The sequence below is a fragment of the Sphingomonas oryzagri genome (assembly GCF_029906645.1).
In the GTDB taxonomy this organism is placed as follows: Bacteria; Pseudomonadota; Alphaproteobacteria; order Sphingomonadales; family Sphingomonadaceae; genus Solisphingomonas; species Solisphingomonas oryzagri.
Window position 1 is genome coordinate 2183475 of the sequence record NZ_JARYGZ010000001.1, and the last position, 23455, is coordinate 2206929.

General features: G+C 63.9%; 23 protein-coding genes. 4 read left to right on the forward strand and 19 right to left on the reverse strand.

Going from position 1 to position 23455, the window contains the following annotated elements; all coding sequences use genetic code 11:
• Nucleotides 1-11 precede the first annotated feature (11 nt).
• The 11 genes from rfbC to QGN17_RS10595 all read right to left on the reverse strand — a co-directional run bounded on the left by rfbC (nucleotide 12) and on the right by QGN17_RS10595 (nucleotide 10434).
• Nucleotides 12-560 (reverse strand): dTDP-4-dehydrorhamnose 3,5-epimerase, encoded by a 549-nt coding sequence (rfbC, locus tag QGN17_RS10545; RefSeq protein WP_281044431.1) that lies wholly within the window; start codon nucleotides 558-560, stop codon nucleotides 12-14.
• 70 nt (nucleotides 561-630) lie between these two features.
• Entirely contained in the window at nucleotides 631-1494 is an 864-nt protein-coding gene (gene rfbF, locus QGN17_RS10550) for a glucose-1-phosphate cytidylyltransferase (RefSeq protein ID WP_281044432.1), read from the reverse strand.
• Complete coding sequence (locus tag QGN17_RS10555; RefSeq protein ID WP_281044433.1) at nucleotides 1446-2534, reverse strand: NAD-dependent epimerase/dehydratase family protein; 1089 nt, start codon at nucleotides 2532-2534, stop codon at nucleotides 1446-1448. The genes rfbF and QGN17_RS10555 overlap by 49 nt, the downstream gene beginning before the upstream one ends.
• 113 nt (nucleotides 2535-2647) lie before the next feature.
• Complete coding sequence (gene virB11, locus QGN17_RS10560; RefSeq protein ID WP_281044434.1) at nucleotides 2648-3664, reverse strand: P-type DNA transfer ATPase VirB11; 1017 nt, start codon at nucleotides 3662-3664, stop codon at nucleotides 2648-2650.
• A complete protein-coding gene (locus QGN17_RS10565) occupies nucleotides 3661-4749 on the reverse strand; it encodes a TrbI/VirB10 family protein (RefSeq protein ID WP_281044435.1) in 1089 nt (362 codons plus the stop codon). The genes virB11 and QGN17_RS10565 overlap by 4 nt, the downstream gene beginning before the upstream one ends.
• Nucleotides 4750-4772: 23 nt before the next feature.
• Nucleotides 4773-5552 (reverse strand): TrbG/VirB9 family P-type conjugative transfer protein, encoded by a 780-nt coding sequence (locus QGN17_RS10570; protein ID WP_281044436.1) that lies wholly within the window; start codon nucleotides 5550-5552, stop codon nucleotides 4773-4775.
• Nucleotides 5549-6724 carry a type IV secretion system protein gene (locus QGN17_RS10575; protein WP_281044437.1) on the reverse strand — a complete coding sequence of 392 codons (1176 nt, stop codon included), beginning with the start codon at nucleotides 6722-6724 and terminating at the stop codon, nucleotides 5549-5551. Before QGN17_RS10575 ends, QGN17_RS10570 begins: the two co-directional genes overlap by 4 nt.
• 17 nt (nucleotides 6725-6741) lie before the next feature.
• Nucleotides 6742-9147, reverse strand: a complete 2406-nt coding sequence (locus QGN17_RS10580; RefSeq protein WP_281044438.1) for a VirB4 family type IV secretion/conjugal transfer ATPase — start codon at nucleotides 9145-9147, stop codon at nucleotides 6742-6744.
• 14 nt (nucleotides 9148-9161) lie between these two features.
• Nucleotides 9162-9443, reverse strand: a complete 282-nt coding sequence (locus QGN17_RS10585) for a type IV secretion system protein VirB3 (protein ID WP_281044439.1) — start codon at nucleotides 9441-9443, stop codon at nucleotides 9162-9164.
• Complete coding sequence (locus tag QGN17_RS10590) at nucleotides 9440-9730, reverse strand: TrbC/VirB2 family protein (RefSeq protein WP_281045199.1); 291 nt, start codon at nucleotides 9728-9730, stop codon at nucleotides 9440-9442. Before QGN17_RS10590 ends, QGN17_RS10585 begins: the two co-directional genes overlap by 4 nt.
• A gap of 11 nt (nucleotides 9731-9741) precedes the next feature.
• Nucleotides 9742-10434: a lytic transglycosylase domain-containing protein gene (locus tag QGN17_RS10595; RefSeq protein ID WP_281044440.1), complete on the reverse strand. Its 693-nt coding sequence runs from the start codon at nucleotides 10432-10434 to the stop codon at nucleotides 9742-9744.
• 236 nt (nucleotides 10435-10670) lie between these two features.
• Here QGN17_RS10595 and QGN17_RS10600 point away from each other — a divergent pair, with 236 nt between their 5' ends.
• Complete coding sequence (locus QGN17_RS10600; RefSeq protein ID WP_281044441.1) at nucleotides 10671-11708, forward strand: GNAT family N-acetyltransferase; 1038 nt, start codon at nucleotides 10671-10673, stop codon at nucleotides 11706-11708.
• Between the two features lie 57 nt (nucleotides 11709-11765).
• Here the strand turns inward: QGN17_RS10600 and QGN17_RS10605 are convergent, their stop codons facing one another.
• The 8 genes from QGN17_RS10605 to QGN17_RS10640 all read right to left on the reverse strand — a co-directional run bounded on the left by QGN17_RS10605 (nucleotide 11766) and on the right by QGN17_RS10640 (nucleotide 20220).
• Entirely contained in the window at nucleotides 11766-13085 is a 1320-nt protein-coding gene (locus QGN17_RS10605; protein WP_281044442.1) for a glycoside hydrolase family 5 protein, read from the reverse strand.
• A 330-nt stretch (nucleotides 13086-13415) separates the two neighbouring features.
• Nucleotides 13416-13949, reverse strand: coding sequence for a UDP-N-acetylglucosamine--LPS N-acetylglucosamine transferase (locus QGN17_RS10610; protein WP_281044443.1), 534 nt, complete (start codon nucleotides 13947-13949; stop codon nucleotides 13416-13418).
• A 16-nt stretch (nucleotides 13950-13965) separates the two neighbouring features.
• Nucleotides 13966-14517, reverse strand: coding sequence for a polysaccharide biosynthesis/export family protein (locus QGN17_RS10615; RefSeq protein WP_281044444.1), 552 nt, complete (start codon nucleotides 14515-14517; stop codon nucleotides 13966-13968).
• Nucleotides 14518-14557: 40 nt separating this feature from the next.
• A complete protein-coding gene (locus tag QGN17_RS10620) occupies nucleotides 14558-15709 on the reverse strand; it encodes a glycosyltransferase family 4 protein (protein WP_281044445.1) in 1152 nt (383 codons plus the stop codon).
• A 33-nt stretch (nucleotides 15710-15742) separates the two neighbouring features.
• The gene (locus QGN17_RS10625) at nucleotides 15743-16420 is read right to left on the reverse strand and encodes a sugar transferase (RefSeq protein WP_281044446.1); all 678 of its coding nucleotides are present in this window, start codon (nucleotides 16418-16420) and stop codon (nucleotides 15743-15745) included.
• A 335-nt stretch (nucleotides 16421-16755) separates the two neighbouring features.
• Entirely contained in the window at nucleotides 16756-17379 is a 624-nt protein-coding gene (locus tag QGN17_RS10630; RefSeq protein ID WP_281044447.1) for a hypothetical protein, read from the reverse strand.
• 122 nt (nucleotides 17380-17501) lie between these two features.
• Complete coding sequence (locus QGN17_RS10635; RefSeq protein ID WP_313790160.1) at nucleotides 17502-18872, reverse strand: Wzz/FepE/Etk N-terminal domain-containing protein; 1371 nt, start codon at nucleotides 18870-18872, stop codon at nucleotides 17502-17504.
• A gap of 37 nt (nucleotides 18873-18909) precedes the next feature.
• Entirely contained in the window at nucleotides 18910-20220 is a 1311-nt protein-coding gene (locus tag QGN17_RS10640) for an ATP-binding protein (RefSeq protein ID WP_281044448.1), read from the reverse strand.
• A gap of 475 nt (nucleotides 20221-20695) precedes the next feature.
• On the opposite strand from QGN17_RS10640, the gene QGN17_RS10645 reads away from it, so the two are divergent.
• From QGN17_RS10645 to QGN17_RS10655, 3 genes are all read left to right on the forward strand, one after another.
• Nucleotides 20696-21730, forward strand: coding sequence for a hypothetical protein (locus tag QGN17_RS10645; protein ID WP_281044449.1), 1035 nt, complete (start codon nucleotides 20696-20698; stop codon nucleotides 21728-21730).
• Nucleotides 21731-21778: 48 nt separating this feature from the next.
• Nucleotides 21779-22903 (forward strand): Gfo/Idh/MocA family protein, encoded by a 1125-nt coding sequence (locus QGN17_RS10650; protein WP_281044450.1) that lies wholly within the window; start codon nucleotides 21779-21781, stop codon nucleotides 22901-22903.
• A 61-nt stretch (nucleotides 22904-22964) separates the two neighbouring features.
• Nucleotides 22965-23453 (forward strand): glycosyltransferase, encoded by a 489-nt coding sequence (locus QGN17_RS10655; RefSeq protein ID WP_281044451.1) that lies wholly within the window; start codon nucleotides 22965-22967, stop codon nucleotides 23451-23453.
• Nucleotides 23454-23455: the final 2 nt, after the last annotated feature.

Below are 23455 nucleotides of genomic sequence, written 5' to 3' on the forward strand. Positions count from 1 at the left end.
TCGCGCAACGACTATGCCGCCGGGGCGATCGCGCCGGCCAGCGGTGGCCAGCCCAGGTCCCTCTGCGAGATCGGGCCCACCGGAAGTGGCCATTCGATCCCCAGCACCGGATCGTCGAACCGGAATCCCGCCTCGGCGCCGGGCCGGTAGAAGTCGGTCATCAGGTAGGTCATCTCGACATCATCGACCAGAGTCTGAAATCCATGCGCGAATCCGCGCGGTATATAGAGTTGATCCCTAGTCGCGCTGTCCAGAACATAGGATTGGCTTTGGAGATAGGTCGGCGAACCGCGGCGCGCATCGACGATCACATCGTAGACGGCGCCCCTGATGCATCGGATCAGCTTTCCCTCGCCGTAGGGCGGACGCTGGAAATGCATGCCACGGATGGTGCCGGCGTGCGCGGATAGCGAAATATTCTCTTGGACGAAGGTTTCGCTGATCGAATGCTCGGCCAGTTCCCTCCGGCACATCGTCCGCGCGAATGCGCCACGTTCGTCATGATGCAGGTCCAGCCGGATGAGGAAAGCCCCTTCCAGCCTCGATGGTTCGAAGATCATCGTTGCTTCCATGCTTGCGGAAATCAGTCATGCTAGGAGATCGGCCGCACACAGGGCCGACGCACATTCGCTATGCCGAGCGTCGCAAGATCGACAGATTGGGTTCGCGCACATCCGGCCAGATCTTCCAGGGTGCCCGGCCGCTCGCCCAATGCGCCTCCAGCACGTGTCGATCCCGCAGCGTATCCATGCTTTGCCAGAAACCGGTGTGGATGTGGCAGCCGAGCTTGCCATGGGCGATCAGCCGGCTCATCGGCTCGGCTTCGAACACCGTGTCGTCGCCGTCGATCAGGTCGAAGATTTCGGGGCTGCAGACGAAGAAGCCGCCGTTGATCATACCGCCATCGGTGGCGCCCTTCTCGCTGAACCCGTGGACCTGTCGCCCCGTATCGCTGACACGCAGCGCCCCGAAGCGGCCCGGTTGGGTGACGGCGGTGAGCGTGCACCAATCGTCAGAGGCTTTGTGCGCGGCAATCAGCTCGGCGAGGTTCACGTTCGCGACGCCGTCGCCGTAGGTCAGGCAGAAGGGGCCGTCCTGCAGGAGATGGCGAGCGCGCTTGATGCGCCCTCCCGTCATGCTTTCGAGCCCGGTGTCGAGGATCGTCACCTGCCAGTCATCGGACGCGTAGCTCAACCAGTCGACCCGGCCGCTGCGCAGATCGATCGAGACATCGCAGCTCTTCGCCTGATAATTCAGGAAATAGGATCGGATGTAATCCACCTTGTAACCGCCGAGAATGACGAAATCCCGGATGCCATAGTGCGAATACATCTTCATGATGTGCCAGATGATCGGCTTGCCTCCGATTTCCACCATGGGCTTCGGGGTGATCGCCGTCTCTTCGCTCAGTCGGGTACCGAACCCGCCGGCCAGAAGAACCGCCTTCATGCGTGAATCTCCTCGAGAACCTTGGGTTTCGAACTCGGCTTCCAATCGGCCCAGCCGAAGTCGTCCGACAGTGTTCCGCGCGCGATCAGGCTCTTGAGAACCTGCAGGCGGATGAAATCGGACGTCCGGAAATCCTCGTCCGCGAAATGGATGTCGCGCAGTCCCGCCACCAGATTGGCGATCGAGTCCGTCAGCGTCACCTGGGGAAGATGGTTGGGCGCCAGCTTCGCAAACAGGCTGAAATCGACGCGATAGGATCGCGAGTCCACCGGCGCCTGCTCGTTGATCGAGACGGTGCAACCCTCGACGGCACCGGCCACGGCGCACGCCAGGTCGCGAACCTGATAATTGGCGCTGTCCGCCCCGGCATTCACCACCAGATATCGACCGCCGTTGCTCGCCGGCCGGGTCGCCGCCCATTCGATGGCGCGCGCCATGTCCGCGACATCGATCAGCGGCCGCCACGGCGTTCCATCGGAGAGCACCGTGATCTGCCCGGTGGTGAGCGCGCCCGCCACAAAGTCGTTCAAGACCAGATCCAGGCGCAGCCGATCGGACATGCCGCAGGCGGTCGCGAAGCGCAGGCAGGTGATCGTCATGTCCCCGCCGATCCCGGCGAGGCCCTGTTCTGCCCCAATCTTGGAAATGGCGTAGGCCGTCATCGGATTGACCGGATCATCCTCGCGCCGAGCACCGCCTTCCGCGACGCCATAGACGCTGCAGCTGGATGCGAAGACGAGGTTGCGCACCCCGGCGCGCGAAGCCGCATAGCCGATCTCGACGGCCGCGTCCCGGTTGATCGCGAGTGTGATGTCGCTGAAACGCTCGCCCATCGGATCGTTGGAGATCGCCGCGAGCAGGATGACCGCGTCATAGTCGGCGAGATCGCTCTCGGTCAGGTCCCGCACATCGCGAAAATACTGCCGATCCAGATGCCTCTCCGGAATTGCGCGGCGTGTCGTCAGGCATTGAGCGAAGAAGGCAACATCAACGCCATCGATTGTCGCGTCCGGATAGCGCTCCCGCAACTGTTTGACGACGGAAGGCCCGACATAGCCCATGTTTCCGGTGATCAGAAACTTCATGGCAATCCCCCGATGCTGAAGTCATCCGGCATTTTAGATGACGGCTTCAGTTCGGAAGAAGAACACGACGACAAAAATCTGTCGCTTCGTCTTATGGGGAAGATACCTTATGATTAAGCGCCTCGAATTACCTCCAATGGAACGGGATCGATCGACACGGCCTCGATCGCGACGATGCAGCGCCGGCCATCGACACGCCCCAGTTGCACGACGACGTCGATCATCCGCCGGGCGTAGGCGATGGTGTCGGCATAGGACAGGCCCAGCCCCGATTGCATGACGATGAGGCCGAGTTGATCCAGGGCGGCGGCAGGACTGTTCGCATGAATCGTCGAGAACGAGCCGGGATGCCCCGTATTGATCGCCCGCAGGAACGTCACGGCTTCGCGGCTTCGCAACTCGCCGACGACGATACGGTCCGGGCGGAGACGCAGGGCCGCCTGGAGCAGGTCATCCGCGCCGATCCTCGCTTCGCCAAGCTCGCCCTTCACCGCCACGAGCCCGAGCGCGTTTGCATGGCGAAGGCGGATTTCCGGGGTATCCTCCACCAGGATAACCCTCTCCGCGGCCGGCACTTCGCCGAGCAGCGCATTGAGAAACGTGGTCTTGCCGGTGGATGTGCCACCGGACACCAGGATGGTCCGCCGATCCCTGACGGCCCGACGCAGATAGCCGATCGGATCGGATCGGTGATCGATCGGCTCCTCCCGCGCGATTTCGGGCAGCGCGCCATGATCGTAGGCCGAAAGGGGCAGATCGACCAGACGGTGACGGCGGATCGCCATGGCCCAATGACCGCGCGTCGCAGTCGGCGCGACGAGTTGGACGCGGGCGCCCCCCGGCAGGGTGGCGGCCAGCAGCGGTGCGGCACGATTGATGCCCTGATGGCTGATCCTCGCGACCTGTCCCGCGAGACGGGCCAGGTGGCGATCGTCGATCTCCGGCAACGCGATGCGCTCCATCCGCGCGGCGTTGGCGGATTCGATCCAGATCTCGCCGGGTCGGTTCACCAGGATCTCGCTGACGTCGTCACGTTCGAGCCAGGGCGAGAAGGGCGCGAGATAGGATTCGAGATAGACCCCCTGGGCGGGAAGACGCGCAGAGGCATCCGGCACGACGGCGAGAGTCACTTTTCGTTCGCCATGCCGGAGGGGCTGAAATCGAGATCGCGAGCGGTGAATATCCGGATCGGCTGGCCTTGCGGAACGCGGATTGTGGGCGGGATCTGCGTATCCCGCTGCGCCGCGACGCTCGCCGCGCTCTGCCCCCCGGACAGGACAACGGAGGCGTTTCCGATCGCCGTCAATCCGCCCACGACGGACAACAAGGCGGCCGATCCGAAGCGCTTCAGGAAATGGCTGTCGACCTCGCCGCCCAGCCCCGTCCGCCCCGAAAAATCGATCGCCGGGGATGCAAGGGCGATCGTCACGCCATCCGGCCGTACCAGTCTTTGCCAGACGATGTAGACCCGCGTCTGCCCAGCCTGAAGGCCCGATTTATACTGACCGATCACGCGTGAGAAACGCGGGATCAGGACGCGGGAACCGTCGAAGGATCGGATGTCGCTGGTCACCGACGCCCGGACATAGCCCGGCAGATCCGTATCGATCGCCGTCTCCAGCACGGCGGGGACGATCGTTCCCTGTCCGACCGTCATGCCGGGATCGCTCATCCGCTCGGCCGTTGCGGTGTCGTCGCCCTCGCCCGCGATCCGCACGGCGAACTGGTCGTTCTCGTTGGTGCCGGCGTCCGGGCGCGCGGGCTGCTTGGTGCCGCCAGCGCCAGCCGTTCCCGCCTCGACGGGTGTCGATCCATCGAACACCAGAGCGACGGAGTGGGCGGCGTCCACGCCGGCGGGCGCCTCCTGGAGGGGCGGTTGATGCGCGGCAACGGGATTGGCGTTGACGACGGGTATCGCCCGATCGCCTTCGGGCGGCGCCGGAGAGGGTAGCGGCACGGTTCGGATCACATCCTGGCTCGGCTCCGGCACGGATGACGGAGGTACCGGCACACGCGTCCGATGGCTGACCAGAGAGGCGAAAGTCAGCCCCCCCAGCAAGGCAGCGATCACGCCTCCGGTGAGCAAGCCCGCGGCGTTCGTGCGCCGGGTGCTGTTCGCGACGACAGGATAGGCGTTCTGGCTGGCCAGCACCAAAGCATCGGACGACGCATGGGTGCGCGGATCGACCAAGGCGACTTGGGTCCCAGTGCCCATGGCCGGAAATACAGGAGTGTCACTCATGGGCGGGCATCCGCAACGGTGCCCGCCGGCAGGCGGGACGTGTTCCCGCGTCGGTCGGCACCTCGGCGTTTCTCCACGGCGGCGTCGGGCGCCCGGACGGAGGTCAGGCGTGCGACGGCATGTCCTCGTCGCAGGATGATCTGGCCGGGAACGCTGTCGAGAACGACATAATCGCCATGGACGGAATAGTTCATCGGCCCCTCATCGCCTTCCGGTCCCTCGGTCAGGATCGCCGGGAGCGGCACGTCCTTGGCCCATTGCAGCCACGTCGACCGCCCGTCGTCGAAGACGCGGCCAGGCAGAAGGCCTTTCGCGCCGGACGGTTTCCACGCGAAATTCAGCGCATCGGGCGTGACGGTGGGCAAGTTCGCGGCTGCCGGAGAAGCCGCAGTAGCGACCACGGGCGGGCTGACGACCTTGGGATAGGTGAAGCGCAGAGAATAGATCGGAGCCTCTCTCGTACGGGTGACCAGATCGAACAGATAGGTCCGCTTGTCCGTGACAACGGTCATGTTCGTCCGGGCCGTGGCGGACACGGGCTTCACGAAAAGCAGGTTGGCATGTTTGTTCGGCGTCACCTGCCAACTGGCGGAATCCCCGACAGCGACATTTTCGATATGCTCGTCGGGCGCGAAGGCGATGGTGGACTGGATGCCGACCCGGCCGTTCACCAACGCGATGGCGGATGGATCATAGCCCAGCGTAGCGATCCTCGGATCGGCCAGCGCCGGATCGACGAAAGCCATGGCAGCCAGCAGGATGGGAAGCGATTTCAAGTCAAACGGTCCTTGTCGATGACATGCACCGGCGCGCGAAAGCGGCGGCCGATGGCCGAGGCGCGGTCGGGGCTTGCCGAAGCCGCAGCGGAAGGCCCGGCGGGGGCGCCCTGCTCCAAACGCGTAACGGTGCTGGTGAGTATCGCCGAACGGCGATCGGCGGGCATTGAGGAGGGCAGCGCGCCCAACATTGAGCGAACCCGATCATCCAGCATCGGACGCGGATTCCCAGGCCCGGCATGACGGGTATGCACCTGCGCACCCTGCGGAGGTCCCTCAGCCCGATACCCGTCGACCGAGCGCGGCGAGGGCGAGATCGGGAAGCGCCACCCCCCTACGATGGTGGCGGCCATCTTGATCACCATCAGGATCAGCGCGCAGTAGATGCAGGCCGCCAGGAACAGCATGACGGCGGCACGCCTGATGTCGTCGTCATGCCCGCTCACCGTGCTGGCGATCACGGGCATGATCATGACGAGCGCCCCGCCGCCGATCAGCACCACGAACAGGGGAACGAGCATGAGGAATACGACGCTCTTCAGCCATCCCTCGAACAGGCCCCAAGTGGAGCGGAAGAGTGCAAGCACGACGAACAGCGGGCCAAGCGCGACCAATCCGGCCAAGGCGATCTTGGCGGTGATCAGCGCCCCCACCGTGCTCAGCAGCAGGATGATGGCGGATAGCCATAGCAGCGAGCTGCCCGAGGGCATCCCCGCCTCCGCTCCGGGAACCGCGCTCTTGGAGAGATCCGCGGCGGGATGCGCCTGCTGTTCCTGAGCAGCGACGGCGATGGCGCGAAAGACACGATCCAGCCCGCGGGCGAACATGCCGGTTGCCGACCCGTGGCTTCCGGTCATCAGCGTCGCCACCTGATCGGGGGCTCCCGCCGCGAGCGTCCAGACCACATTCTGGTAGGCGGCCCAGCTTGTCGCGAAGGTCAGCACCATCCCGAGCGTGAGCATGCGGGGGGTGAGCGCCGAAATCCCCAGGCGGCTCCGTCCCGTCAGAAGCCCGATGGCGAAGATCGCCACATAGAGGGTGAGCAGGATGGTCAGTGCCGGCAGCAGCGCGCCCTGTGTCCCGAAAAGCCGAGAAAAAGCACCAGCGATGGCCTGTCCGCTCCGGCAGTCGACCATGTTGAGCGCGCTCGCGAAGCCGGAAGAGTCGCTCATCCGCAATGCCGGGCAATTCATTCCGCGGCCTCTGCATAATCCTGGTCCGGCTCCGGTTCCTGTCCCGGCCAGGCGCCCCCCGTCAGCAGGCCGTACCAGTCGCGAGGCCGGTCGCCGACTTCGCTCCGCAGCTGATCCAGGCGCCGCACGCTCGCTTCGCGACCGGACAGGACGGTGAGCAGATCGGGTTGGTCGCCGAGATCGAGCCTCGCCACGACGGAATGGTTGGCATGCCGGACGAGAAAGCATCGGCTGTGGATCGGCAACTGCCGGATGAGATCGAGCTCCTGCTCGGACAGGCCGAAGCCCTGACAATAATCCTCCGCCCTGGCCTTCGGATTGGGCGTGAAGATCATCGTCGCCGTCTGCTCGACGATCGCCGAGGCAATGCGACTGTCGAGCGCGTCGCGGGCCGACTGCGTGGCGAAGCCGACGAGGGCGTTGCGTTTGCGCAGCGTCTTCAGCCAGTCGCGCAGCCGCGCCGCGAACACGGGGTCGTCGAGCGCCTTCCAGCCTTCGTCGATCAGGACGAGCGTCGGTTCGCCGTCCAGCCGCTCCTCGATGCGGTGGAAGAGATACATCATCACCGGCGTGCGCAGCATGGGGCTGTCGAGCAGGGACGTCATGTCGAAGCCAAGCATGTTCTCGGACATGTCGAGCGCGTCGGTGGCGTTGTCGAACATCCAGGCATGTTCGCCGCCCTCGATCCAAGGCGCGAGCAGCGAAGCGAGATCGCCTTCTTCCGGCCGTCGGCCGCCGCCGAGCAATTCGGCGAAATAGCGCAGGCGGCGAAAGGCCGGATCGCCATCGAAGCAGGCATCCACCGCAGCGGCGATCGTAGCCCGTTCGTCGTGCCGCTTCACGCCCAGCAGAACGGCCAGCCACTCCCGCAGGAAACCGCGATTGACGGGGTTATCCTCGAGCGCGAGCGGGTTGAAGCCGGTCGGCTGCCCGGGCACCAGCCGCGCATAGTGACCGCCGCTCGCGCGCAGGAATATCTCGGCACCGCGATCCTTGTCGAAGAATATGGTGCGCGGTGCGAACTTCTGGGCCTGCGCGACCAGGAAATTCAGGACGACCGTCTTGCCGGATCCGGAAGGGCCGATGACCGTGAAATTGCCGAGATCGCTCTCGTGGAAATTGAAGAAATAGGGCGTCGAGCTGGTCGTTTCGAAGACCGTCACGGCTGGCCCCCAATGGTTGCCGGTCGCCCGCCCGCCGGCCATTCCGTGCAGCGACAGGAATCCCGCCGCATTCGCGCTGGAGATCAGCGCCTTGCGGGCCAGATAGGCTTCGTTGCCCGGAAACTGCCCCCAGAAGCAGGGTTCGAGATTGATGTCCTCGCGCACCGCGATGACGCCGATGTCCGCCAGGGCCGCCCCGGCCTGGGCGCAGGCGGCATCGAGCGCGGGGAGATCATCCGATCGCACCAGCAACGACAGATGGTGGTCGCCGAAGCCGACCTGGCCCGCGCCAAGGGCATCGCGCGCTTCCAGCATCTCCCTGCGCTCGGCACCGGCCTCCTCGTCGGCGGACCGCAACCGCCGCAGAGCAAGATCGATGCGCTCGCGAGCGGACTGCCGGTCCGCCGGGGCGAAGCTTTCGGTCAGAGTGAGTTCGAACGGCAGTCTCAGAAGATTGTCGATGATCCCGGCACGCGTCGTGTCGGGATAATCCTTGACCGACAGGATCGCGCTGAACGAGCGCCCGTCCGGCCGGCGCGTCTCGATCGTGTCGAGACCGAAGCTGACCCGTGCATAAGGCAGATGGTGACCGAGATCGACCTGCTCGCCGGGAAGCAGCACCGGCCGCATCTCGCCATTGTAGAGCGCGGACAGAAGCTCGAGCGGTTCCGAGCAGCGCCCACCCGGCCCGTCATAAAGGCCGAGCCGGCGCGCGCCATAAGGCTCCAGCGCCGTTTCCAGCGCGGTCACGGCGGCGGTGAGCGCCCGCGTATCGGCGTGTGCGGGTTCCTGCACCCGGCCCGACATGCGCCTGCTCAGGCGATCGGGCAGACCGGATTTTCCCCGCGCCGGCCGCCGGACGATCGTCAGCACCTGCTCGTTGACGAAGAGCTGGCGGTGATCCAGCCGATCCTGCCAGCGTTGCTGAAGCAACGAGGCGAAGGCGACCTCCGGCTCACCCTCCAGCGCGACGCGCACGCGACGGCGGATGACATGGTGGTAGACGACGAACCGGGCATCCAGAACCGACCGCAGCATCGTCTCGCGAACCGAAAGATGGTGGTCGAGCGAGAGCGCGTCCTCGGTTTCGAACGGCAGGCCGGGTACCTGGATCATCTGCATGAGGGCACCGTCCCTCAGCCGGATGGTGTTTTCATCGAGGTGGCGGGCGAAAGGCAGCCGGTCCCCCGCTTTGGCTTCGCGACGCCCCCATGCAGCGGGGCCAAGCCATCTCGGCATGCGCCTTCCCCTCGTCATGGCGTATAACTGTTGCAGCCCCACCGCTTCCAGTTGGAAACGTGCGGGGTGCGGCTGACCTTGGTCAGCCACAGGTCGAAGATGCGGGGCTCACGCAGGCACGCGACGTATCCGACGCCGTGCCCGACGACCGCCGCGGCAAGCGACCAGAAGCTATGGCTGATCAGAAAGACTTCGGTCGTCACCGCCAGGTTCAGCACGAAATAGCTGTATGTCACGCCCGCGAACATCTGCGGGCGGGTCAGCGCGCGGAAGACGGTGGATCGGCCGAGGCTCATCGTGCCACCTGTGCGGCGGTCTGGATGCCGGAAACGATGGCGCTTGCTCCGAACAGGACGAAGCAGCCCAGGATCACCGTTGCGCCGAAGCGCCAGTTCATGCGCCCCGTCAGCATCATGAAGCCGATCATCGCGACGGCGATGACCGCGACGGTCGTCGCCACATTGCCCAGCAGCGTTCCCTGCAGCCAGTCCAGTGCGGCCACGATCGGGCCGGATCCCGCCGGATCGGCGCCGCTTTGCGCAAGAGCGCTGGAAGAATAACCCAATGCGAGGCCGGTACTCACAACACGCCTGATCACGGCACAACTCCTTGTAGTGCGACGGACCGGATCGCCGTCAGCCGATCCAGAACCTGATTTACGTAGCTTTTCGTTTCGGTGATCGCCGGCACCGCACGGGCGCGCGCAACGCGCGCAGGCCCGGCATTGTAGGCGGCGAGCGCGAGATCCAGTTCGCCGTCGAACCGGTCGAGCATGTTACGCAGATAGCGGGCACCACCAATCAGGTTCGCTGCGGGATCAAGCGGATCCACCCCCAGCTGGCGCGCTGTGCCCGGCATCAGCTGCGCCAGGCCGATCGCGCCCTTGCCGCTCCGTACACCGGCCCGCCACCCGCTCTCCTGATGTACCAGCGCCGCCAGAAGGTCCGGGCTGATCCGCGCCTTCGAAGCGGCCGCCATCAGAGCCCCGCGCCACGCCTGCGGCACGTCCGGAGCGCCTATCCGGGTGATGGCCTGTTCCGGCACAGCCTGCGAGGGCGCAGGATCGCGGAGGGGGCAGGATGGATCGCACGGCATTGCCGCGTCCGCTGCGGGCAGGATGACGGCCGTTCCGTTCTGATCGACAATTTCGAAGACGCGCGCCGACACATGGGCCGCGGTTCCGCCCAGCAGAAGGACGAAGATCCGAAGCAACCGCCCAGCGCGGCGGCGGGCCCATTTCAAAATACGATCGCGCAGCAATGCTGCACTTCGTGCGTATGCGTCCAAGATCTATAGACCCTTTCCAATATTCATGAAACTTCTCGACCTTGTCGTTCTGAATCCGATGATGTTTTTATTTCCTGGAAGCCTTATTCGATGAAAAACCCAAATCCGGCTTCGATTACGGCTGCCGTGCGGCGCCACCCCCTAACCCTCAATAACTAGACCTTTATTCGACAAGTCGCTCTTCCGAATCGTGGTATTCCGGGGCGGGGAGGAGGATCAGATTCTAAGGGGAATTCATGTCCACGCGCAGCTTCGACTTTGCAGCGCCGTCCGGCCGACAACGCTGGACCGACAGCCGGGCTACGATCACCTCTACTCCGCCGATACCGGAGCTCGCGGGCTCTCGCTTGACGCCCACGGTCTTTCACGAACGCTGGTGGCTCGACGCGGTGACGGGCGGCGATTATCGCGAGGCCAGCGTTCGCTCCGGCAACAAGGTCATCGGGCGTCTGCCCTACCAATACAGGCGCTACGCCGGGATGACCGAATGCATCCTGCCGCAGCTCACCCCGCTTCTCGGCCCCGCCATCGACGACGGCGATGGTCGCGAGACAGTGCGGCGCCAGATCCAGCGCACCGTGACCCTCGATCTGCTCGATCAGATCCCGACGTGCAGCCGGTTCCGGCAACGGCTCCATGGCGGCATCCCAGACACGCTCGCGTTCCTCGAGCGCGGCTTCAGGACCGAAACGGAGTTCACCCATCTCATAGCGCCAGCACCGGTCGATCAACTCTGGAAGAACGTGCGGGATACGACGCGCCGGGTGATCCGCCGTGCCGGAGATCAGGGCCGGATCGTCGATCTCGATCCCGGCGACTTCACGCGCCTCTACATCGCGAACCTCCGGGGTCGCGGCAAAAGCTACAATTATATGTGGCAATCCAGCATCCAGCCTGCGCTTCGGGACGCAATCGACCGAGACCGAGGGCGATTGCTCGGCGCGGAAGACGCGACCGGCAAGATCGTGGCCGCCATCTTCACGCTCTGCGACGACCGGGTGACGCATCTCGTCCTGACGACCCGGTCCCCAGACAGCCATAGCGGCCAGATCAGCAAGCTCATCTGGCAGGCCATGAAATCGAGCGCCGAGCAGGGCCGGACGTTCGATTTCGGTGGCGTCAACACCGCCGGAAGCGCGTTCTTCTACGCAAATTTCGGAGGCCTCACGCAGCCGCGCTATCTGGTTCACAAGGAAACATCCGTGTTCAACCTGCTGGATTTCTCCCGTCGCAAGCTGCTGAGCTTGCGAGGCAGGATGGCGGCACTCATCTAGCGCCCCACGGCGCACCAAGCGCACGCCTGCCCCAGATAAGCGCGGCCGGCCCGACGATCACAGCGCGGAAAACTGCTTGATGATGAAATGATCCGCACCGGTGATGACGCCTGATGACGTCGTCGTGGGAAACAGGTTCATCTGATATGGATCGTTGAGGTACGGAATATCCTGATGCGCCGTGAGCGCGATGCCATTGCTCTTCGCATTGACGATAAAATTCTTGACGATATTCTGCCATTGCGTCTGGTCCGGCGCACCGAATTCACCGACATGGCCATAGCCACTGAAGCCATGCTGCTTCAGCCAGCTCAGAAACGGCGCCAGTCGTTCCACACCGATATTCTGATCGGCGGTCGCGACCTGCGTCCCGTTGTTGTAAGTTCCGCTGCCATCCGAATCGAAGTAAAGATGAGCCGACCAGATGATGGCGTTGTTCGGATCGGACAACGTGTGAAGATCCGGATTGACGTTCGGCCACACCTGGGCGCTGGCCCAATTATAGCCTTCGACCATGATCGGTATTTTGGTGTTCACCTTGCGGATCGCAGTGATGGCGGCCTGCGCGGCCTGTCGCCAGCCCGTCGCCCCGGTCGGCATGTCGTGCGGCTCGTTCATCAGATCGATGGCCGCCACGGCTGGGTGGCTACCGAAAGCCTGGACGATCTTCACGCAATAATCCGCAAAGGCGTCTATCGGCAGCTGCGCGGATCCCAGGGCGACCTGGGTCTTGTTGGCCCATGAGCCGTTGTAACCGATATATCGCCGGCCGTAATTGTGACACAGATCGAGAATGACCTTGAGATTGTTGGATTTCGCGCGATCCAGGTCATACTTGACCAGCGCCACCGGATTGCGCAGCGGATCGTTTGGATTGCCGGGGCTGTCGAGCAACTGCTCACCCAGCGCGCCATAGAGACTGGGCTGGAGGCGTTCCCACGCTCCTTCGAGCCGGATGTGATCGAGCCCCTTCGACTTGTAATAGCTGAAGTGGTTATCCGGCGTCACGAACACCGATCCACCCAGCTGGCCGGGCAGGCTGTCGGGCGATCCTTCGAGCGTCGTCAGCGCGACACCATATTTGAACAGGCTGATCGATGTCTGCTGCCCGGTCGGCGTGGCCGGCGAAGTGGTGTTGCCGGTGTCGCCCCCCGTCGACGTGTTCGTTCCCGCGCCTGCGTTTCCGGATGAATCACCGGCTTGGCCGTCCGACGACGGGTCGGCATCCGCTGCAGAGCCGCCACTTCCGCCACTGCACGCGGCCGCCATGACGAACGCCGTCGTACTGAGCCATCCCAGCAAGCTGCGCCGATTCAGGCCATTCCCGGATGCACCCGCGTCCGACTTATCAATGTTATAACCGCCGTGATCAGTCATTACTTTTCCGTGTTAAGGTGGAGAGATCGATGCTCGCGCATCGGCAATGGCGCAGGATGCCCATTCGCAGCAGCTGGATAGTCGGCACGATGCGTACCGATCAGACCGTCCTGGTACGGATGGAGAGCATCGAATGACGATAGGGAGGGGGTACGCACACACGATCATCCACTTCTGGAGTTACGATCGCGGATGTGAGGGAACCTTTCGACGCAGGCAAGTAACCCGAAATAGGTATAGCCGCCCTATCTCCTTCGATAAGGGCGGCTGTTTACCTTTATTAACAACGATTTAGTTGTTACTGAATTGACCAGAACTACGCCGACTGTATCAGACGATTCTACCCCAATAATCAAGGCGTTCGGTCGCAGCGACATCTGGCCATTGGCAGATGCAGCGATGCGCGATGACTTTGGCGATCTTCCCGGATGACGAAATATGTTCGGAGTTGGCGACGCTATCGATCCATAAGGTCTTTGCGCCGAAAAGACGGCCAAGCAGGATGAACGGAAGCATGGGAGCGGATCCCGTCGTCACCACCGCATACGGTCTCTCCCGCAGGAGGATCCAGATCGCCCGGATGAAGATGACGGCGAATCCCCGAACGCTGAATCGCGAAGCATCGGGCACGGCATGGTAGCGATGGCCGCCCACCACCGAGGCATAGCCGGGAAGGGTCGAGACATAGACGCTTTGAAACCCGTCGAAGGCGGGTTGCAAGCGGCGCAATTCTATCCAGTGTCCGCCGCCCGATGCCCCCAGCAGCAGCTTGCGTGGCCGCGTGCGCTCCGCCGCGCGCGGCACCGGCGAGCTGGCCTGCCGCCGAAAGCCCATCGCGCTTCTCAACGAGATCCGGACCACCATTTCTCCGGCCCCTCGATCAGAAATATCGCTGCCCGACGCGGATCGTGTCGCCTGGGCTGATCGGCGTCGATGCCGTCATCCTGACCGCCTGCTCCCGGTTCGATCTGTCCGACGTGATGAAGATCGTGCGCGCGTTGGCGCGGTAGGTGAAGCCCTGCGCGGTGGCGACTGCCTTGAGCGCGGTCAAACCGTTGGTGAACGCATATTGCCCCGGCTTGGAGACCTCACCCAGTATGTAATAAGGCCGATATTCGATGACTTCGGCGACGACGTTGGGACGGTTCACGAGGTCGCGCTCCGCCAGCAGTCCCGTCAACCTCCGCTCGAGCTGGTCGGCAGTCAATCCACGAACATCGACTGGCCCGAGCAGCGGCAGGGCGAGGCTTCCGTCTGCTCCCACCGAAAACTCGCCGCTCAGATCCTTGAACCCGAAGGTGGTGATCCGCAGCTTGTCGCCAGCCCCCAGCGTATAGGCTTGGGCTGCCGATACCTCGATCCCGGCAGGAAGCGGGTTGTTCGCGCAACCGCCGAGCGATAGCGCGCACATCGCGATGGCGGTCAGTCTCATGCGCATGATCGTTCCCCTTTCACGAATTCCATCTCGATTCTCACGCCGGCTCGGATAACGGCGCCGCGATGGGGCGCTGTTCGTCCGGCCGATCCTGCAACGCCTTCGCGTAGAGAGTCTGGGTCTCGACGAGCACGCGCTCCCAGCGAAACGGCGCGAGCCGCTCGCGCAATTGCGCGGGCGACGGCGGCCGGCTTGAAAAGGCCGCGAAGGCGATGAGGAAATCCCGTGCGGTCTCGCTCGATGCGAAGTCCAGGCACAGGCCCTGGCCGCAACGCTCGATAGTCCTTTGAAACGGTGCGATCTCGCTCAGGACCGGAAACAGACCCGCGCCGATCGCCTCGACTGCGGCGATACCGAAGCCCTCGAAGCGCGATGCACAGACGAAGGTGCTGCATTCGGCGATCAAGTCCCGCAGCGTCGCATCATCCGGCTCTCTGCAGAATTGCACAGCCTGATCGACCCCGAGTGTGACCGCGAGGGCGCGCAGCGACGCGATCTGCGTCCCCATCTCCTTACCCGCTATGGTCAGGGACCATTCGGGCGCGAGCCGGCGAACCGCGGCGAACCATGTGATCAAGGTCTCGAGGCCCTTGTTGGGCGCCAGCCGACCAAAATAGATCATCCGCCTGGCACCCGCGCTGGAAGCGTTTGCGAAGCGATCGATATCCACGGCATTTTCTACCAGCTTCACCTTCGCACCGGCGATACCGGCGAACATCCCGTGATCCTGCAGGCTCGACGCCAGGACGAAGCGATAGCGGCGCAGCGTCGCGCGCGTGATCGTGCGAAACCAGAGCATCTTGAGCGGCCACGCGAAGCGCGTGTGGAAAATGCCGCCATGCGTGGAAAGAACGAGCGGCCGGCCGTGGACCGCGCCCGTGAGCGCCGCAAAGTCGGCGAAGAATTCCACGCCATGCACATGGATGATATCGGCATCTCGGAAATGCCGGAGCGCGCCGGGCGCCAGCGGGTAGCGGCGCGATCCGAGGAACGGCACGCGCATCACCGTGACGCCGTGCTGCACATCCTCCAACGGCAGGCGATGGCCATCGCCATCGATGATCTTGTCCAGCGTGACGACACGGACATCATGCCCGGCGCGCACCTGCAAGGCGGCGAGCTGGGAAACATAGCTCTCGATGCCCCCCACCCCCGGCGGATACTGGCGGACCGCATGAAGGATCTTCACGCCAGCCCCCCGTCCCGAAGCGAGGATCGACGATCAATAGGCATGGGTGTCGCGCACCATGAGAGGCAGAGTCCGGCAGAGAATGCCGATGTCGGCCCCCACGCTCCATCGCTCGATATATTCGCAGTCGGCCCGAACCCTCCGCTCCATGCAGCTGAGGCCGTGGATCTCCCCGCGCAGTCCCCGGATCTGCGCGAGTCCGGTGATACCGGGTTTCACTGCGAACCGCCTCGCATAATCCTGCAGGAGCGTGCCGTAGAGACGGTCGTGCGCGACCGCGTGCGGCCTCGGGCCGACCAGCGACATGTCGCCGAGCAGCACGTTGATCAGTTGCGGCAATTCGTCGATGCTCGTCGCGCGGAGGAAGGCGCCGACCGGTGTCACCCGCGAATCCCGTCGCGTGGCGTGACGGATGGCGTCGCCATCCTCTGTGACGTACATCGTCCTGAATTTCAGGATCTGGAACGGCGTGCCGTGCAGGCCGGTCCTGGTCTGTCTGAAAAGGATGGGACCATCGCTGCTGGCCCGTATCAGGATCGCGGCGACCGCCAGGATCGGCAGTGCCACCAATAGCGCGGCAAGCGCGATCGCGAAATCCAGCCCGCGCTTCAGCGGGGACACCGCCGCCGCCGCCGCGCATTCGTCCCACCGCGATGGCGGCAATGCCTGGATGAGCACGGTGTCGTAGGCGTCAGGATTATTTTCGCTCACTTGCCTGTCCCCTTCTCGAAGCCAACCCTCCGGCACGAAAGCGAGCGCCCAGCGATCATGCGGCAATGCCTCGTGCCGGCGCCCGCCCCGAAGCGACACGCGACCCGAGCGCCAAATCGCGACGCTCATTGAATTTTACGAGACAACGTGGCGACAATTCATCGTCGCCTGAAATCATCATCGATTAATTATCAATAACGATATCAATTAATCCTCGAAGATCCATATGTCGTAGGTATATACGACCCATTGCTTCATTCGATCTTTATAGAACTTATGGATAGATCAATCGGGATATGACGGGTCGCGGATCTGGCGCCGGATATGCGATGGCGTCAGGTCGCTATGACCGACCCCACGACGCGCACGTTCATTTCCTCGAATCGACCGACGAGGCACCGCATATCCTCGATGGAGGTGACGTCCCGCCGGACGACGACGATGGCCGCGTCCAGGGCCTCGCACAGGGTCGGAGGCTCGTTGAACGCCATCCCGACATCCACCACCATCATCCCGAACGCATCCAGAAGCGGCATTGCGCGTCGGTGGAAGCGTTCGCCATCGAGCAGCATCATGGCGCCATCCCGCACCACGCCCGTGGTGACGATCGACAGACCGCGAACCGCGCTCGGCTCGACGATCGAGCGCACGTCCTCCTCTCCGTTCAGGATCTCCAGCAGGCCGCTCCCGTGCCTGGCGTTCAGCAGCTGGCGCTGGAGCGCTTCACCGGGATTGGCCTCCACAAGAACGGTCTGCGTCCCGAGTTGCGCATAGGAGATGGCCAGATTGGCGGCGAGAATCGAAGCCTCCGTCGCGGCGTGAAGCCCTACCACCGCCACCGATCTGATCGGCCTGGTTCCACCCTGGGCGGCGCTGGCGATGATCGATCCACGCAATGCGCGAGCCATGCGGGCCAGCGGATCCTCGGGATCGAAGGCGGCCCGCGCGAGGTCGTGCACGCGGGGATCACCCGGAGCGAGCAGGACATCGGCGCCCTCCGCCCCCTTGAGCATGACGACATGCGGTGCCGGGCCGACTTCTGGGTCGGAACGGACTGGCTGTGCTGTCGATCTGATACGCATCAATATCCCCCCAACCGCAGGACTCGCGCCGGCTTGAGCGCGCTGAACTGGAAATTGCCGAGGACGACCACGCCGGTGGCATGCACCATTCCTTCGGGCGTTCGGATGAGGGGGCGCCGCCATTCGAGGATCAAAGCGGCGATGATTCCGGCCGCGAGGCCCAGCAGGCTTGCGAACAACATGACGATCGGGATGTTCGGGCTGGTGGGAAGCAACGGCGGAAACGCCCGATCGACCTGTTGCGCGTTGGTCGTCGGCAGGCCGCTTTGCAAACGCATCAGATCGAGGCGCTGCGCAACCCCGTCATAGGCCTTTTGCGCCGTATTGACCTCATTCTGCAGGATATCGAGCTGGCTCTGATTGCCCGTCATGTCGAGCATCTTCGCACGCTGCGAATTGACGAGCCCCTGAAGCTGGGCCTGCCGCGAGGATGCGGCCGAACTCGCCACCCGCACCGTCTGGCTGGCGGCGGCGGTTTCCGTGACCAGCTTGTCGCGCAGCTTGTCCAGTTCCGCCTGCGCGGCCACCATGTCCGGATGGTTGCGGCCATGCGTGGACGAAAGCTCGGCGACCTTCGCCTCGGCCGTAGCCATTTGCTGACGCAGGCTGCCAACGACGAGGCTCGACTGGACATCGGGCGATTGCGATACGGAAGGGCCGGCACGGGCACGCAGATCGGCCGCCGCGCTTTCCGCATCGGCGAGCTGCGTGGAGAGGGAGCTCAGCCTGTCTGCCTCGAGCGCCAGCGAATTGCCCGACACCATGCCGTGAGAACTCTGAAACTGGGTGAGCGCGGTCTGGGCACGCTCCAGCTTCGTACGCACCTCGGTGGTGCGCGCCTGGAACCAGGCGGCATATTGCTTGGCGGCATCGGTGCTGATCTGGAGCCGCGCGGCCACGAATTCGGCGGCGAAGGCATTGGCGATACGAGCGGCGAGCTTCGGGTCCGGCGCCGTGAAGCGCACGGCCAGCACGTTCGTGTCCCGCTCGGGCACGACCTCGAGATGAGCGAGCAGTTCTGCCGTCAGCTGTCTCTGGAGCGCCGGACCGCTTTTTTTCGCTTCATTCCAATGAGCGAGGACGACGGGATCGGTCGCGAGGCCAGCACTCTGGATCACGCGGTGTGCGACCGCATCGCTCTTGATCAGGTCGGCTTGCGTTCCGAGCAGCGAACGGCTGTCCGATGGTGCCGCATTCTCCTCCACACTCGGATTGGGACCACGGTCGTCGAACAGAAGCGACGCGCGCGCCGTATAGGATCTCTGCGACAGCGCGAGCCCCGCGATGGCGAGCGCGATGGTCGCCAGAAAGATCGCAAAAACCTGTTTCCAGCGCCTCTTCAACGCGGCGGTCATGTCGTGAGACAACATCCCTCGCTCCTTCGCGAACAAAGTTCGACGCGACCGGTCACCGGCCGTCGTCCGCACGGCCCGCCCCGCTTGCGAGCATCGCCAGCAACAATTGCGGCGCCGCGCTGTCCCGGAAATAGAACCTGCCCGCCTCGTGATCCTGAAGCAGTGCCGGACCAAGCAGACGAACTCCGGGGCCATCCTCGGCCAGGCAATCGTGGGTCGCGGCTTCCAGTGCGGCGGCACGCACGGCCTCCACCTGCTCGTCGCTGCCGGAAGCGAGCGTGCCGAACAGCGCGGCATCGTCCGGATTGAGCTTCGACCATGTGTCGAAAGCGCGCCGCATGCCGATCCGGGTCAGCTCCAGGTCGATGGTGTCGCACTTGCGTCGCACCGCTTCGAGCGCGGCGACATAGCAAAATAGCTGTGCATGATACGGCGACCCGCAGGAGATCGCCGTGATTTCCGCTCTGCTGTCCTCGCTGAACTGCACGCCGGCGCGCGCGGCGCCCTTCTCGATCAACGCGAAAGTATCCTGGGACGATATCCGGCCGATCGGTATCGGCACCAGATGCCGGCGAAGCGAGGGATGAGCGACGATGATCTCATCCACCGTGCGGGCGATACCCACCAGCAGAAACTGCACTGGCGAGCGCGCGTCCGACAACAGCTTCATCAAGGTCGCGACCTGATCGTTGACCTCCGGATCCGTGACGCGATCGAATTCATCCAGGATCAGGATGATCTGGCAATCCGGCGCGAGACAGGACAGGAAATCGACGATCGCTCGGGGGCCTATGTCTTTTGGCAGATTATCCCGTTCCGTCCGGAACGTCGCCTTGTCCTGGAGCGGCACGCAGGAATCGGGCAGGAAAGGGATGTAGGCGCCGATCAGATCCGCGAACGACGCTTGCGCTTCGCACGCCGTGTAGAGCACGATTGCGCCCTGTTGATCCGCGCAGTCGCCGAACACCTGCGACAGAGATGTCTTTCCGGATCCTCTGGCACCGTGGATGATGGCATGTTGCCGCCCGAACAGGACCGCGTCGCATAGCGACTCCAGCTTGTCGTCGCGGCCATGGAGATTTTCGCGATGCCGTACCGGATGCGCGGAGTCGAAGGCTTCGACGATCCGCGAGGTGATGGCGCGCGTCCCCTTATCGGGCGCCGCGCGCGCACGGGCGACGTTCGCCGCTTCAAGGGCCTCCGGGGCCTCTGCGGCATGGTTCTGCCGGCCGTAGTCATGTTCGATGGCCGGAAGGCGTGGCGTTCCCAGCAGCCAGTTCCACCATGTCCCAAGGAGGGTCCCCAGGGATACCGATCCAGCCGAACGCGGCCGCTGAAGCGCAAGTCTCGCCTGCTCAGCCACGAGGCGTACCTCCGATCGGCAGCACCGGTTTTGCCTGCGAGCCATGCGACCGGCCGCGCAGCAGCCTTCTTTGAACGGCTATCGAAAGCATGCCGGTCCCTCCACCGCCCTGAATGCGAGTTTTCGAGCGCCTATACTGGCCCCACATCGCCCTGATCGAATATCTCACCGGTCCGATGATCAGCAATAATCCGTTCGCGAGCCAGTCCGTCTTAGGTTGGCTAGACCAAATGGGTAGTCAAAACTCCACGGTCGTATGAATGGTGTACGCGAGTCCTTTATGGATGATCCGTACAATGATGAGATGCGCACTCAAGAAATTGAAGGATACTCGATTTGGCATCTCGAACCCTGATGTTCAAACGACTTCGTGTCACGAACAGCAGGATTCCAGAAGGGGAACTCCGCCGTGCAAACGACAGACGCGAAGCGTGCGCAATGCGCCATGCCTGCCTTGAAGCTTGTCCAGGCACCGGTGTCTGGGGAAATCGGCACGCACCCGTCCGACGCGCCTTCTGCCACGGCACCGCGTCCGAATGGCGAACCGCACTCATCGCCGCTGCACGTCGTCGCCCTGCTGGTGATCGATCGCGAGTCCGAGGCTTTCGCGAACCTGAAGAGCCCCCATGGCGCCAGCGACATCTATATCGGGTGCGCCGCGCTCCTCGCCAAATCCGCCCACGCGGCAGGCTATGAAATCACCCTGTTCACAAACGAGGAGGCGCTGGTCCGGCGGCACTTCGATGCGCTCGACGTCGTCGGTTCCGTACGGATCGAGCAGAGAGCATTCGTCTCGCGGCTGGATCGCTCGGTGCAACACCGCTCAGCCCACCATAAGCTCGACGTTATCCGGGAACTCGCCCAAGGCGACGATGGCCGTACGTCGATGCTTGTCGATCTCGACGCTGTATTCCTGCGCCCCTTGCGCCTGGGCGAACTGCCCAACGCCCGCCAGATCGGATGCTACGACATTTCGGGCGCGATGAGGGCGGAGTCCGCCGGACGATCGGACGACGACATTCGCCATCTCACCCAGCGCTTCAGGGACGGCAGCCCACGATGGTTCGGCGGCGAGGCGATCGCGGGCAACGCCGCCAAGTTTCGAGAATTCCTCGAATATCTGGACGAAGTCGAGCCGCGCTATTGGGAACTGAGGGATCGCCTCTACCATACCGGCGACGAAGCCCCCGTCTCTTCCGCGCTCAACCTCTATCTCGCCAAGGGCGGGGCGATCAGCGAGATGGGAGATCGACGGACCATAGCACGGTGGTGGACGGCAGGCCGGCCCTTCCGGCAGCCGGATTTCTCTGCGGTGGTCGATCGTGCGATCCTCCATCTGCCCGCCGACAAGGAATTCCTCGCCTCCATGGCGAGCGACGCCTTCGATCCCCGCACGTTCATCGCCGCCTATCGGCGCTACGCACGGGTCAAGCTGTTCGGACGCCGGATCAAGAGCCTGCTCTTCGATCGACTGCGGCGCGGCCAACCCAATTTCGTCGCGAGATTGTGACCGCTTCCCGACCGCGACCCGAGACAACCCCATATCAGGAGCACATTGATGATCGTCCAATATGATGTCGCGCTGATCGGCCTTGGCAAAATGGGCATTTCCCACCTGGCGATCGCCAATGCGACGCCTGGAATCAAGGTGAGCGCCATCGTGGACAGTTCCTCGATGATCGGGAATCTCGTGGGGAAATACTGCTCGATCCCTTTTTTCGACACGTTCGAGCGCGCAATCGATCTTCCCGGCCTGCAGGGCGTGATCATCGCGACGCCGACGCGCCTTCACGAGCATATGATCAGGCAGGCGATGGCGCGCGGGCTCCATGTCTTCTGCGAGAAGCCGATGACCCTGAACGCATCGACGAGTTTCGAGCTTGCCTCCGAGGCGGCCGAGCGGGGTTTGACCTGCCAGGTCGGCTATCACAACCGCTTCGTCGGCACCTTCGCCGAGGCAAAACGGCTACTGGATGTCGGCGCGATCGGTCGGATCCGACACGTCCACGCCGAGGCCTATGGGCCGGTGGTCCTGAAACCCGCAGCGCGGACGTGGCGCAGCAAGGCGACCGAGGGCGGAGGGTGCCTCTACGATTACGCGGCCCATCCGATCAATCTGATGAACTGGTACGCCGGCACCCCGATCGCCTGTGCGGGCGCGCAGCTCGAGCAGCAATGGTCGGACGACGTCGATGATGCCGTCTACGCCAACCTGACGTTCGGCAACGGCATCTCCGGCCAGGTCTCGGTCAATTGGGCAGATGAAACGGCCCGAAAGATGTCGACACGGATGACGATATGGGGCGACGGCGGTAAAATCACGGTCGATCGCCAGGAAATCCAGGTCTTCATCGGCGCGAGCGGCACCCCGCAGCCGGGCTATCCGGGCGGCTGGTCGATCAAATATCTGACCGAGCTCAGTCCGCACCCAGGTTATTATCTGCGCGGCGAGGAATACTCGCTTCAGATCGAGAGTTTCGCGCGGGCGATCGCCCGCAGCGACGGGGGCAGCGACAATGATTTCGCGAGCGCGGCGGTGACCGACTACACGCTCGAGATGATCCGCTCCGCTTCCAAGGGGGCGGCCCGGACGGCGCATGCCGTGCACACCGCGCACACTGTGCAACCGTCGGAGGTGTCGCGACCGAAGCTGCGCACGTTCTGGCGGGCGGCCGCCAAATGACCGGCCGTCCCGGTCGAGCGAGCCGGCGGAATCCGGTTTCCGACCGGCAAGGGCGTGAATCATGATCTTCGCGTCCGTCGGATCCATGCTGCCGTTCGACAGGCTGACGCGCGCCGTCGACGAATGGGCGGGTGCGAACCCGTCCACGCCGGTGTTCCTGCAGATCGGCGCGGGACAGTATGTGCCCAGACATGCGCAATGGGCGCGCATGGTGCCGCACGAAGACTATCTCCTTCGCCTCAGGCAGTGCGACCTGTTCGTCGCCCATGTCGGCATCGGCTCGATCGTCCAGGCGCTCGAAATCGGCACCCGCATGATCATGCTGCCGAGGCTGGCCAGCCTCGGCGAGCACACCACCGAGCATCAATTGCACACAGCGGCGCGTTTCGGAGATTCGCCGGGCCTGACGATCGTGGACGATACCCAGGCGCTGCAGGGTGCGATGAGCGAGTTCGCCGGGCAACCGCTGGCGCATGAACGCCGGATCGCGGCTTTCGCGCCGCCTCAGATGACGGACCGGATCAGGCTTTTCATCAATGGCGCGCTGTAAGG